We start from the raw sequence: 13,695 nt of genomic DNA on the forward strand, positions 1-13,695 counted from the left end.
TCCATAATTATAGTCTCCTCCAAAGCTGAGCTGCTGTATTTTTCACCTCCTTGCCATTTTTTTATTCTTAGAGACGCTCTCACAACTGGTTGCATCTCAGAATAAACAATGTTCTCAATTATTTGTTTAATTTATATATTCAATTTATTATTATTAATATTAAAACAAAACTATTGCAAAATTTTAATAAAATATGGTATTATTTTATATAAATTATTTTCCCTTTAATGACAGATTCTCTATGATAATATTATTATTTTGAACTGCGGGTATGATTTAGACAAACAGTAGGATTGGGAGCTAATATGGAACGAAAAAAAAGTTTTAATCAGGAAAAAATACAGATTGTAAACCGTTCTCTGGTTCTTGACCTCATCCGGCAGCAAACAATATGTTCCAGATCTACCCTTGCCAGCCTGTCCGGATTAAGGCTAATGACGATTACAAATATCATCAATGAGTTGATGAGCTGCGGGCTTGTAGTTGAAACAGGGTTGATGAGCGGCAACAGAGGAAGAAGATCCGTTGGTCTGAAGTTAAATGACGACAAATATAAAGTCATCGGTGTACGCATGACCAGATCTGTTTTTTATGTAGGCCTGTTTGGACTGTCTGGTCAGATCTGTAAAAAAAAGGAATATAAGGTTTCCCACAATGAGGATGTTGAGGTCACCATCGCCAGGATTCGCTCTGCGATTCAGCTTACTCTGAATGAAAACAGGGACTGCTCCGTACTTTCTGCCGCAATTGCTATCCCCGGGCCTTACAGGGAAGACATAGACCGCCTGCTGTTTGTTACCGAATTGCCGGGCTGGCAGAACTATCCGATAAAGGAAGCACTGACGAAAAATCTGGGAATTCCTCTGTATATTATTAACGACGCGGATGCCAGTGCGTTTTCCCAATACTGGTATCGCGATAAGAAGTATCTGATTTATGTTCTGGCCGGACAAGGAATTGGAAGCGGATTGGTGATAGATGGGAAGCTTGCCCGCGGCAGCACTGGCCTTGGAGGCGAATTTGGCCATACCAGTATCAATTTTAATGGACCAGAGTGTTTCTGCGGCAATCATGGATGCATAGAAAAATACTGCTCTCTGCTGGTTTTGTACGAAAATATTAAAAGCCGCCTGAAAGCAAAGGAGCCATCCTGCCTTTTCATTGACAATATAACCACAGAAACAGTTTCTGTGGCCGTTAAGAACGGAGATCGTGTGGCCTGTGAGGAATACAAAAAAGTGTGTGCTCTGCTGTCAATAGGAATTGTGAATTTAGTCAATCAATTTAACCCTGATATCATTGTACTGGGAGACGAACTGACACAAATAGATCCGGATTTCATGTTGTCTATTGTGAATGATAAAATAAAACAATGCATTCAACCTCTGACTCAAAAAGGCTTAACTGTAGAAATCAATCCGCTTTCCGAAAACCCCTCCCTGCTGGGGGCTGGGGCCATTGCCGCACAGCATATGATTGATGATCCGTCTTGTATCATGAATCAATTGAGAAGATAGATTTTAAACTGTTACTTAAATAAAAAAACAGTCAAAACCTCCGGCTTAGGCCGGAGGTTTTGACTTGTGGTGAAAAATTATAATTACTTGAAATTTTATAGTAGGTCTTATTTTATAATGATCGTTTTGTAATGGCTTTCTTCGTTACTTCAACAATATGTGCAGCGTTTAAGCCGAACTCGTCGAGCAGATCAACCGCCGGGCCGGAATGGCCGTAAACATCGTTTACGCCGATTTTGATAACCGGAACCGGATACTCTTCGCAGAGCGCGTCACACACCGCATCGCCCAGACCACCGATGACGTTGTGCTCCTCAACGGTAATGATCTTGCCGGTTTCCTTCGCAGCTTTGACAATAAGCTCGCGGTCAAGCGGCTTAATGGTATGGATGTTGATGAGTCTGGCGTCAATGCCCTGCTCCTCCAGTGTTTTGACCGCTTCCAGAGCGCGGGAAACCATCAGGCCGGTCGCGACGATGGTGATGTCCTTTCCGGCGCGCAGAGTAATGCCCTTGCCAAGCTCGAATTTGTAGTCGTCGGAATTGTTGAAGCTGTTGACGGCGAGTCTGCCAAGGCGGATATAAACCGGGCCGTTGTGCTCGATTGCCGCTTTGACGGCCGCCTTCATCTCATAGTGGTCAGCCGGGTTCAGCACGACCATACCGGGAATGGTACGCATCAGCGCAAGATCTTCGTTGCACTGGTGGGTTGCGCCGTCTTCGCCGACGGAAATGCCCGCGTGGGAACCGACGATTTTTACGTTCAGTTTCGGATATCCGACGGAATTGCGCACCTGCTCGTAGGCGCGGCCGGTTGAAAACATCGCAAAGGAAGTGGCAAACGGGATTTTGCCGCAGGCGGCAAGGCCCGCGGCCACGCCCACCATGTTGCACTCCGCAATACCGCAGTCGATAAAACGTTCCGGACAAGCTTTTTTAAAGACGCCCGACTTGGTCGCAGCCGCAAGATCCGCGTCCAGCACGACCACCTGCGGATATTTTTCAGACAGCTCAGCCAGCGCTTCGCCGTAGCTTTCTCTTGTTGCCTTTTTCACCATTTCTGCCATATTATTCCGCCTCCAATCCGGCCAGCACCTTGTTCAGGTCCTGCATGGCCGTTTCATACTGTTCTGCGTTCGGGGCGGTACCGTGCCAGCCCACCTGGTTTTCCATGTAAGATACGTCTTTTCCCTTGACGGTCTTTGCAATGATTACGCTCGGCTGGCCCTTGACGGTCTTTGCATGGTTGAAGGCGGCTTCTATTTCATCGAAATTATGCCCGTCAATCACCTGAACATCAAAGCCAAAGGAACGGAATTTTTCATCAATCGGCTCCGGGCCACCGACTTCGGCGACAGTCCCGTCGATCTGCAGCCCGTTGTTGTCCACAACAAGGCAGAGGTTGTCCAGATTCTGATGCGCCGCGAACATCGCCGCTTCCCAGACCTGACCCTCTTCAATTTCACCGTCTCCCAGCATGGAATACACACGGTAATCCTTATGATCCATTTTTCCCGCGGCCGCCATGCCGCAGGCGGCGGAAACACCCTGCCCGAGCGAACCGGTGCTCATGTCGATACCGGGTGTGCCTTTCATATCCGGATGCCCCTGAAGCATCGCGCCGATATGACGCAGTTTCTTCATTTCGTCCATCGGGAAATAGCCCCTCAGAGCCAGGATTGCGTACAGTCCCGGGGCACAGTGTCCCTTGGAAAGCACAAAGCGATCCCTGTTTTCATCCTTTGGATTTTTGGGGTCTACCTTCATTTCCTTAAAATAAAGGTAGGTAAAAAGGTCGGCAGCCGAAAGGCTTCCGCCCGGATGCCCCGATTTGGCGTTATAAACGCCCTCGATTGCACCCATTCTCACTTTGCACGCCTGTTTCTGCAATTCTTTCTTTTCCGTTTTGTTCATACTTGGCACTCCTATCACTGCTGACCGCCGAATTCTACAAAATTTCCGAATTTCAAAAACTTTTCATAAGTTTTTGCATAGGCGACGACATATTCTTCACGGGGGTAATAGTTCGTTATGTAGTCTTCGCAAATATGGGCTTGGGCTTCCGGAATGGAGGGATAAATTCCGGCGGCAACCGATGCATAGATGGCTGCGCCGCGTGCGCAGGCCTGAGTTGCTGCGGAAATGTGAATCGGACGGTTAAGAACATCTGCCATCAACTGCATGGAATAAGAAGATTTTCTGGCAATGCCGCCGACCGCAATGATTTCTTTGATTTCTATGCCCGCCGATACCAAACTGTCGAAAATAGTTTTGGAACCAAAACACGCTGCCATTGATAAGGCTTCAAAAATATCGGGAGCTTCCGTACCAAGCTTTAATCCATATATGCCGCTTTGAAGTGTTTCATTGATATTTGGATATCTTCTTCCGTTAAACCAGTCCAAAGCTACAATACTGGATACTTCGGGGACGGAATGTATATTTTTCTCAAGCGTGGAAATCATTTTTTCCTGCAGTTCTTCCGTTAATTTTTCTTTTTGCTCGTCTGTAATAAGGGAAGTATGGTTTAAAATATTGTGTGTTGGCCACATCAATGTTTTGCGGAGCCATGCAAAAATGTCACCGAATGCCGCCTGACTGGCCTCGATTCCTACATAGCCCGGTATGATGGAGTCCTCTGCCTGCCCGCAGAGCTGCTTTAAATTCTTGCCTTTCAGATTATCGTATTTTTCAATCAGCATATCGACTGTGGAGGTGCCCACAACTTTTACAAGGGTGGTTGGTTTGATGCCGGCGCCTACCGCTCCGGCATGCGCATCAAAGGAACTTCCGCCCACAACGGTTTTCTCACTGATTCCCAACTTGTCGGCCCATTCTTTTGATATTGTTCCGAGACAGGTTCCAGCATTTTGCGGGCCGCTGCCGTAATGTCTTGTAACGACTCCCAGATAAGGATCAATGCTGCTCAGGCAATCCGTTGGAGGCAGACCGTTAAATTCGCTGTTCCAAAGTGCTTTGTGACCGGCAGCGCAGGAACAGCGGTACATCGCCAGAGGGTCTGTGCGGTGAGTGAGAACAGCCGGAATCCAGTCGCTGTGCTCCACCCAGGACCAGGCTGCTTCTTTCACGCGCGGATCAATACGCGAAGTATGAAGTATTTTGGCCCACCACCATTCGGAACTGTAGGTGCCTTGAAATTTCAGATAATCAACTCCGTGGAAATTGGACAATCTATCATTAATCTCCTGAGCTTCTTTTATAGCGGTATGGTCCTTCCATAAATGGAACATCGCGTTGGGGTTTTCATGGAATTCATCCAAAAGAGCTAAGGGAACACCCTCCCTGTTTACCGGACAGGGAGTTGACCCCGTCGTATCGACGGAAATGGCATAGACGTGTTCGCCTGCGCTTGGCCCACATGCAAGAACGGCCTGTTTAACACATTTTTCAAAAGATTCCAGATAATCCAGCGGGTGCTGTCTGAATTGATAATTTTCCGGTTCGCAATATTTTCCTTCCGCCCACCTTGGATATGCGCATACGGCTTCCCCATTTGTTTCACCCGTTATAGCGTTTACGACGATAGCCCGAACAGAGTCACTCCCAAAATCCGCACCGATCACCAATTTGGTTTCCATGAAACAGTCCTCCTTATATTATACGGCTGAATGCGTGAAATAAAGATTCAACCAATATGACGTTTGCCTAAAAAACTCACTTTTCACATTAAATATAATCTACAGAAAGAATGTTGTCAAGCAAATAATGAATTAAATATTCAAATTTGATTCGTGAAAATAATCAATTACAATAAAAAAGCATTAATTTTTTAAAATCTATTGACATTTTACGCAAATAAAGATATTATAGCTGCAGACGAATGAAATATTCATTCAAAATGAATTTCAGCGTAAAATTGGAAGGCAGACTTCTAATGAGGTTGATAAGGGATGATCGGTATGGATAATATTGGCGTTGAAAATATCGGAACTCTGGTATTGGTGAAAAACATGCAGCATAAGCTAACATCCCAGCAGAAAAAAGTGGCGATGTATGTGATTGCAAACCCTGCAAAAACGCTGGATTTGACAGCGGCGCAGCTGGCAGAGGAAATCTCGGTCAGCGAGGCAAGTGTTGTTCGTTTTTCAAAAGAAATCGGTTTTAAAGGGTATTACGAGTTCAAAATTCATCTGGCAAAAGATTTGGGCGCAGATAATGAACAGCCGGTTCCTGAAAGTATTTTAAGAACGGACAGTTCCATGGATGTGTTTCAAAAAATTATGGCCTCTGAACAAGAGGATTTGAAGTACACTACCGAAATGCTGAATAAGGATGATTTCATTAAAGCGGTAGACATGATTAATAAAGCGGAAAAGATCGCCTTTTTCGGAATAGGAAGTTCGTATGTGGTCGCTTATGACGCTTTTTGGCACTTTTCCAATATCGGGAAAAAGGCTCAGGTGGAGCAGGATCAGGGCGCCCAGATATTATTGGCTCAGTCACTGGGAAAAAACGATTTGGCAGTTGCCATTTCCCTGTCGGGAGAATCAAAGATCACCAATTTAAATGTGAAGATTGCACATTCCAACGGCGTACCGGTTATCAGTTTAACCCAGAACTCAAAATCTGAAATAGCGCTTTTTAGCGACTGCGTGCTATTGACATACAGTAAAAATTATCAGACGCACGATTTGGCAACTGCGTCCAGAATCGCGCAGCTGGCAATTTTAGATGCTCTCTGTACCGGAGTAGCGGTTAAAAACTGGGACTATGCGTTGGAATATCATCACAACATTTCCAAGTTGATCCGATCTCAGCAATTTTAATATGTTTTAATAAAAGAAAGGATGAGAAGATGAGAAAAATTAAGGCACAAGAGTTAAGTGTGGCGGCCTTTGCTCCGTTTGGATCCTATGTGAGTGTTACGGATCCAACAACAAACAATTTAGGGGAAGGGTCGTGTACATTTTACCGTGACCCGGTTTCCATGCATGTGTCTCCGGGCATGGAGCTGACTTTTTCCATTCTTAAAGTACAGAAACCGGATAAAATTATTGTTAAGGCAAGTGAATATCACAATTTTACAGCAGAGGCCTGGATGCCGGTTAACGACGATGCAATTCTTTATGTCGCACCCGCAAGCAACCTCAAACCGGTTCCGGAGGAAACAGTTGCTTTTTATGTCCCTCAGGGAACACTGGTGAAAATGAATACCGGTGTTTGGCACTATGCGCCTGTTCCCGTTCATAAGGAATTTGTCAATCACCTGATCGTCTTACCGGAAAGAACGTATGCGAACGACTGCCATGAAGTACAGTACGACGAAGCGGATTGGATTGAAATTGAAGTCTAGTCAATCATTTTAATATCATTGTATAGGAGAGTAGAAAATGAGTGTTCAGGAACTTTTTAATTTAAAAGACAGAGTCACAGTCATTACAGGCGGGGGGCAGGGCCTTGGCAAAGAGATGGCTCTTGCACTTGCAGACGCCGGATCCAATATTGTGATTGCACAAAGAAATATGAAGACAGCGGAACAGGCCAAAGCGGAAATAGAGGCGCTTGGCGTAAAATGTCTGACAGTGAAAATGGACGTTACAAAGCCGGACGAAGTTGATGCGATGGTAAGTGCCGTGCTGAAGGAATTCGGAAAGATTGACGTGCTTTTCAATAATTCCGGCGTCTGTATCCTGGGTGATGCGGAAAGCATGCCGTTGGAGGATTGGAACACGGTTATCAATACCAATTTGAATGGTTGTTTTATCGTTTCTCAGGCGGTAGGAAAAGTGATGCTGAAGCAGGGCAAAGGAAACATTATCAATGTTGCTTCCATGTCGGGCATGATTGTCAACACACCGCAAAATCAGTGTTCTTACAATGCCTCAAAGGGCGGTATTATCATGCTGACTAAGAGCATGGCAACAGAATGGGCACAAAAAGGCGTCAGAGTAAATGCGCTTTGCCCGGGATATATGCGTACGGAAATGAGTGAAGAACATTATCAGAGCAAAGACCCAATGATAGACAGATGGTTCAGCATGACGCCGATGGGAAGATCCGGTGTGCCGTCTGAGCTGCGCGGCATTGCGGTATACCTTGCTTCAGACGCTTCCAGCTACGCCACGGGTGCCACCTATCTGGTGGATGGCGGTTATACGGCCTGGTAATCTATTTTGAACTTTTGTTGCAGGAGGGACCATAGTAATGTTGCTGATGGGCATAGACATTGGAACCACGAATTGCAAATTACACATTTATGACCAAAATGGAGATTATGTTGACGGGGCAAAATTCAGTATGGTTAGCAATGCAGAAGATTATGATTCGGACTTTGTATGGAATAATCTAAAGGATTGCATTAAAAAACTTGCGACAAATAGAAATCTGGGACAGCAAATTGTTGGAATCGGTATCAGCAGTCAGGGTGAGTCCGGATTGCTGATAGATAAAAATCATGTTCCTTTGACCCGTGTAATACCTTGGTACCACACGGGCGCGCAGGAAATTGTAGAAAAAGACAAGGGGAAACTTGACAGTACTGAAATTTACCAAATTACAGGGCTGGATCCCCATTATATTTTCAGTTTGCAAAAAATCAGATGGCTGAAGGAACACCATTTTTCCGAATATCAAAATGCATTTATGTGGCATTGTCTGAATGACTACATAGGGTTCATGCTTACAGGACAGGACCGAATGGAATATTCGTCGGCGTCGCGTACAATGGCGTTGGATATTGCGGGACGTCGGTGGTCCGACAAAATATTTGAGCTTACGGGTATTAAAAAATCACTCATGCCGGATTTAATTGAATCAGGTTCCCCATTGGGAAAAATCACTTCGGCAGTAGCCCGCGAGTTGAATATTAATCCGGAAGCGGTTGTTACACTTGCGGGTTTTGACCATATGGTAGGCTGCTTTGGAGTGGGGGCAAGCTGTCCCGGCACAGTGGTGGCTTCCATGGGAACAACGGAATCTGTCTGCATGATAGAGAAATCTGTAGAGCTTGGTCAGTCTTTTAACGGGTACCTATGGGGTGATAATGTCATTAAGGACAAGTTCTATAAAATAGGCGGAATTCCGTGCGGCGGCCGTACGATTGACTGGGCGATTGAGAATATATTAAACGCGGATATCTGTGAGGATACCTATAACTTGTATTCCCAAAAATGCAGAGAGAGCTCTACCGGAAGCGGAGGGGTTGTCTTTCTGCCTCACCTTAACGGCTGTTATACGCCTGAAATGAACAGCGACGCCAAGGCGATGTTTACAGGAATTACACTGAATACCACAACAGCGGATTTGCTCAGAGCTGTGATTGAGGGACTTTGCTATGAATTCAGAGTGGTCTTAGAGCAGGGCAAAAAAAGCGGGATTGATGATATCCTGGCCATCGGCGGAGGAACAGCAAACCATTTTTGGCTGCAGTGTAAAGCCGATGTTCTAAATATTCCCGTAAGAATAGTGGAGGTAAAAGAAGCGGTTACCTTCGGCGCCGCACTTTTAGCAGGACATGCTGCAGGTGTTTACTCTGAAAACCAGAACATTCTGGTAAAGACGAAGAAAACTTTTTATCCTGACCCCAAGGCGCATGCTGTCTATGAGAAAATCTATCAAAAAGTATATAAGAAGCTCTATGCCACAAATATACAAATCACGTCAGAACTTGACAATATTTTAAAGAAAGGTGGATGAATCATTGGGTCTAGTTACAATGGATGCTGTACTGAAAAAGGCAAAAGAGGGAAATTATGCAGTCCCTGCTTTCAATGTCTGTAATCTGGAATTTATCAAAACCGTTATTGAAACAGCTGAAAAAATGAATTCGCCTGTTATTGTAGCCACACATCCCGTAGAGATTGAGTACGCGGGAATCGATAGAATCAGCTCCATGGTTCAGTCTTTTGCCAGAAAGACACATATCCCGATCGTACTCCATCTGGATCACGGTGATACATATGAAAGAGCGGTAGACTGTATTGAACATGGGTATACCTCTGTTATGTTTGACGGCTCTGGGTTTCCGTATGAGGAAAATATAAAGCGGACACAGGCGGTTGTTAAAACAGCGCATGCACAAAACGTCAGTGTGGAAGCGGAGCTTGGACTGATCGGCGGAAACGAAGGAGATGCCTTAACCGAAGCAGGGGGCCTCAGCAGGGACAACCTGACTAATCCGGAACAGGCGGCGGATTTTGTTTTGAAAACGAATGTCGATTCTCTTGCGGTAGCAATTGGTTCGGCACATGGATTTTATAAGGGAATTCCGCAGATTGACGTCGACAGACTTTCCCAAATCCGTAACAGGGTTTCCATTCCTCTGGTTTTGCACGGGGGCTCCGGGATTCCGGACGAAATTATCCGTGACTGTGTGAAAAATGGAATCAGTAAGCTGAATATTGCTACAGAACTGAAATACGCCTATTACCTCGGCATTTTAAAGTCCATCAAAGAAAACCCGGACGAGTTTGATCCGAGAAGCGTGTTTGCCGTTGCAATGAAAAATGCGGAAGACCTGGTCAGGCAAAAAATTGAGTTGCTGGGTTCCGGGAACAAAGCATAAATGGTGAATTATATATTGATTATATAATTATTTATTATTTGGAGGAGTTTTAAAATGAAAAAGTTTCTATCCATTGTATTGGCATTGGCAATGACGGCAGCTCTTTTAGCAGGCTGCTCAGCAACGGGTTCCCAATCGGCTGCGGCAGGTTCGGCGGCACCATCTCAGGCGGCAGCCGGAAGTGAAGCGGCTAAAACAGTTAAGGTTGGCGTTTCCGTTGCAAATTTAGCCAATTCTTTCTATCTGGAAATCAAAGAGGGTCTTGAGAGCTCGTTAAAAAAGGGAGATCAGCTGATTATTACCGACGCGAACCTGGACAGCGCAAAGCAAATTAATGACATTGAAGACATGGTACAGCAAAAGATGGACATCATCCTTGTTGACCCTGTTGATTCAAAGGGAATTAAATCCGCTTTGGATTCCTGCGCAAAAGCGAATATTCCGGTTATCGCTTTCAATTCCCCGGTAGACGATGTTGACTTAGTAAAATCTACGGTTGCATCCGATAACTATATGGCCGGTGAGTTAATAGCAGAGGCGCTTGCAAAATCAATCAATGAAAAAGGCAATATTGCCATGTATAACTATAGCGTTGTTAAGGTCTGTAAAGACAGAGGAGACGGATTTGAAGCCGGTATCGCGAAATATCCGAACATAAAAATTGTGAACAAGCAAGAAGGCAAACCGGCAACAGACGCTTCCCTTCCTGTTATGGAAAATATCCTGCAGGCCAATCCCGACATCGTCGGAGTGTTCGCATTAAACGATCCTGCCGCAATCGGCTGCATTGCCGCCATTGAAAGCGCCGGGAAAATTAATCAGATCAAAGTCGTTGGTGTTGACGGTTCCAAAGATGGCAGAAATATGATTACCAATGGGAAAATGCTTGCTTCCGCAGCACAGTTCCCCAAACAAATCGGCTCTGTAAGCATTGAAACCGCATATAAGATTTTGGCCGGAGAAAAGGTTGAAGCCGATATAAAAATCCCGGTTGAGCTGGTTGATAAATCAAATGCTGCAAATTAATTAAAAGCGATTAAAAAACGGGCAGGTAAATAATGTAGGATTATTATCTGCCCGTTTTAATTTCAAACTCTAATTTCTGACTCACAAAGGGGCGTAAATGATGGATGAATATATTCTTCAAATGGAAAATATCAATAAAGCTTTTCCTGGAGTAAGAGTTTTGCATGATGTGAGTTTTTCAGTAAAACAAGGAGAAGTGCATGCCCTTATGGGAGAGAACGGCGCTGGAAAATCAACGCTGATGAAAATACTGGGCGGTATTTACAGCATGGATTCCGGAAAAATCAAGGTGAACGGAGAAGGCGCTGCAATCAGCTGTGTGGCGGATGCACAAAGATATGGCATCAGTCTGATTCATCAGGAGATTTGCTTAGCTAACAACCTCTCTATCGCGGAAAATATTTTTATGGGCAGAGAAATTACAGGAACAGTCAAAGGCTTTTTGAATTTTAAAGCGATGGTATCAGAAGCACAGAAAATCTTGGATTCCCTGAATATGAAAATTGACGCAAGAACACGCGTTGGGAAATTGAGTATTGCTCAGCAGCAGATGGTCGAGATTTGCAGGGCGCTTTCCACAAATGCAAGGATTATTGTTATGGACGAGCCGACGGCATCTCTGAGTAATAAGGAAATTGAAAATCTCTTCTTACAAATTCAGAAACTAAAAGCAGCGAATGTTGCAATTATATATATTTCTCACCGTATGGACGAAATATTTAAGATTGCAGACACCATTACCGTTTTAAGGGACGGTGAGCGTGTAGGCAGTATGACTACGCAAGAGCTGAGTCCTGATACGCTGATTAAAATGATGGTTGGCAGAGGGCTTAAAGAGGTGTTCCAAAAAGTCAAGCTTAATATTGGTGAGGATCTGTTAAAGGTTGAAGGATTCAACAATCAGTATTTAAAAAACGTCCATTTAAACTTGAAAAAAGGTGAGATTCTTGGAATTTCGGGATTAGTCGGAGCAGGAAGAACCGAACTCGCCCGAGCCATTTTTGGGATTGACCCTCTGGATTCAGGAAAAATCTTCATCGACGGCAAAGAAGTAAAAATTAAATGTCCCCAGGACGCGATTCAGCACGGGATTGCGCTTGTACCTGAGAGCAGAAAAGAAGACGGCCTGTTTTTAAATCAGACGGTATCATTTAATACGACAATATCAATTCTGGAGAAGTTTATCCGGTTTATCCATACGGATCATAAAAAGGAAAATGAAATTCTTGATAATTATATCAATACGTTTTCCATAAAAATGTCAAGTAGGAATCAGCTGGCCTTAGAATTGAGCGGTGGAAACCAGCAGAAAATTGTCATTTCCAAGTGGCTGGCCACGGAGCCTAAGATTTTAATTCTTGATGAACCCACCAGAGGAATCGATGTAGGTGCCAAGGCGGAAATTTATCAGATGATGTATCAGATTGCACAGTACGGGGTTTCCATTATTTTAATATCCTCGGAACTGCCCGAAATTATCAATCTGAGCAGCCGTGTCGCCGTTATGCATGAGGGCGAATTAGTCAAAATCATTGATATGGAAACAGAAGAAATTTCTCAGGAAAAAATTATGTATTACGCCGCAGGAGGATGGAATAATGAAAATAGTAAATAAATTGGCTCTGTCTGATAAATCCTCGAATCCGGTTATAAATTATCTGAAAGATAACGCGGGAACGTTGATCGGATTGGCAGGGTTAACGCTGATACTTTCTGTTACAACCACAATGTTTCTGGCCCCGGATAATCTATTTAATATTTTGCGGCAGGTATGTACGAATGCTACGCTTGCGTTTGGCATGACTTTTGTGTTAATTATCGGAGGAATCGATTTATCCGTCGGGTCTGTTTTGGCGGCGAGCGGAGTTACCGTTGTAATTCTTCTGGAACGGGGAATGCCGTGTATCCCTGCAATATTCATCGGCGTTTTAATGGGGGCCGTGTTCGGCCTGATTAATGGATTGATTATTGCTTACACAAACATGCCGCCGTTTATTGTTACCCTTGCAACACAGATGGGAATCAGGGGCATATCTTACATAATTACCTCGGGAAGATCCGTTGCCAGCACCGATCCGCAGTTTAATGCGATAGGGAACGGATATTTAGGCCCCATACCGATTCCGGTTTTGATGGTTGCGATTCTCATCATTCTTTCCTCTGTTATTTTAAATAAGACAAGATTTGGCAGAAGAATGTATGCTACCGGAGGAAACATAGAAGCCGCTACTTATTCCGGAATTAAAGTGAAAACAGTTCAGATATGGGTTTATACCATCTGCGGCATTTTGGCGTCCATAGGCGGTATTGTACTGGCCTCCAGAATGTATTCCGGTCAGCCGACCGCAGGGAATGCCTATGAAGGAGACGCAATCGCCGCCGCTGTTCTGGGCGGAACAAGTTTTAACGGCGGTATTGGAACGATTGGCGGGACACTGATTGGTGCGCTGATTATTGGCGTTTTAAATAACGGCTTAAATCTGCTGAAAGTTTCGTTTTACTGGCAGCTTGTCATTAAGGGGATCGTCATTTTAGCGGCAGTATATATTGATATCTTAAAAAAGAAAAAAAATAAATAAAGTCATGTTTTTTGAGACGATACTCATCAAAATAAAAGAGCACCCGCAAG

At 44.4% G+C, this 13,695-nt stretch carries 12 protein-coding genes; 9 read left to right on the forward strand and 3 right to left on the reverse strand.

The genetic code is table 11. The annotated features are described in order from the left end of the window. Positions 1–305: 305 nt before the first annotated feature. Positions 306–1,517, forward strand: a complete 1,212-nt coding sequence (locus J5W02_RS00845; RefSeq protein WP_219938554.1) for an ROK family protein — start codon at positions 306–308, stop codon at positions 1,515–1,517. A gap of 112 nt (positions 1,518–1,629) precedes the next feature. On the opposite strand, the gene J5W02_RS00850 is transcribed toward J5W02_RS00845, so the two are convergent. Genes J5W02_RS00850 through J5W02_RS00860 form a run of 3 tightly spaced genes read right to left on the reverse strand, consistent with a single transcriptional unit; the run spans position 1,630 to position 5,115 of the window. After that, the gene (locus tag J5W02_RS00850) at positions 1,630–2,583 is read right to left on the reverse strand and encodes a transketolase family protein (protein ID WP_219938555.1); all 954 of its coding nucleotides are present in this window, start codon (positions 2,581–2,583) and stop codon (positions 1,630–1,632) included. Between the two features lies 1 nt (position 2,584). Next, positions 2,585–3,430: a transketolase gene (locus J5W02_RS00855; protein WP_219938556.1), complete on the reverse strand. Its 846-nt coding sequence runs from the start codon at positions 3,428–3,430 to the stop codon at positions 2,585–2,587. Positions 3,431–3,444: 14 nt separating this feature from the next. Continuing rightward, positions 3,445–5,115 (reverse strand): ribulokinase, encoded by a 1,671-nt coding sequence (locus tag J5W02_RS00860; protein ID WP_219938557.1) that lies wholly within the window; start codon positions 5,113–5,115, stop codon positions 3,445–3,447. 321 nt (positions 5,116–5,436) lie between these two features. Between J5W02_RS00860 and J5W02_RS00865 the strand changes: the two genes are divergently transcribed. The 8 genes from J5W02_RS00865 to J5W02_RS00900 all read left to right on the forward strand — a co-directional run bounded on the left by J5W02_RS00865 (position 5,437) and on the right by J5W02_RS00900 (position 13,645). Continuing rightward, complete coding sequence (locus J5W02_RS00865) at positions 5,437–6,303, forward strand: MurR/RpiR family transcriptional regulator (protein ID WP_219938558.1); 867 nt, start codon at positions 5,437–5,439, stop codon at positions 6,301–6,303. A 29-nt stretch (positions 6,304–6,332) separates the two neighbouring features. Beyond that, a complete protein-coding gene (locus J5W02_RS00870) occupies positions 6,333–6,830 on the forward strand; it encodes an ureidoglycolate lyase (protein WP_219938559.1) in 498 nt (165 codons plus the stop codon). Positions 6,831–6,867: 37 nt separating this feature from the next. Then, positions 6,868–7,644: an SDR family NAD(P)-dependent oxidoreductase gene (locus tag J5W02_RS00875; RefSeq protein WP_219938560.1), complete on the forward strand. Its 777-nt coding sequence runs from the start codon at positions 6,868–6,870 to the stop codon at positions 7,642–7,644. A 37-nt stretch (positions 7,645–7,681) separates the two neighbouring features. Next, a complete protein-coding gene (locus J5W02_RS00880) occupies positions 7,682–9,172 on the forward strand; it encodes an FGGY-family carbohydrate kinase (protein ID WP_219938561.1) in 1,491 nt (496 codons plus the stop codon). A gap of 4 nt (positions 9,173–9,176) precedes the next feature. After that, positions 9,177–10,040 (forward strand): class II fructose-bisphosphate aldolase, encoded by an 864-nt coding sequence (locus J5W02_RS00885; protein ID WP_219938562.1) that lies wholly within the window; start codon positions 9,177–9,179, stop codon positions 10,038–10,040. Between the two features lie 54 nt (positions 10,041–10,094). Next, complete coding sequence (locus J5W02_RS00890) at positions 10,095–11,066, forward strand: sugar ABC transporter substrate-binding protein (protein ID WP_219938563.1); 972 nt, start codon at positions 10,095–10,097, stop codon at positions 11,064–11,066. A gap of 121 nt (positions 11,067–11,187) precedes the next feature. Beyond that, a complete protein-coding gene (locus tag J5W02_RS00895) occupies positions 11,188–12,681 on the forward strand; it encodes a sugar ABC transporter ATP-binding protein (RefSeq protein ID WP_407928337.1) in 1,494 nt (497 codons plus the stop codon). Further along, a complete protein-coding gene (locus tag J5W02_RS00900) occupies positions 12,665–13,645 on the forward strand; it encodes an ABC transporter permease (protein ID WP_219938565.1) in 981 nt (326 codons plus the stop codon). Before J5W02_RS00895 ends, J5W02_RS00900 begins: the two co-directional genes overlap by 17 nt. Positions 13,646–13,695: the final 50 nt, after the last annotated feature.

This window comes from Caproiciproducens faecalis, from assembly GCF_019448085.1.
GTDB classification, from domain to species: domain Bacteria; phylum Bacillota; class Clostridia; order Oscillospirales; family Acutalibacteraceae; genus Caproiciproducens; species Caproiciproducens faecalis.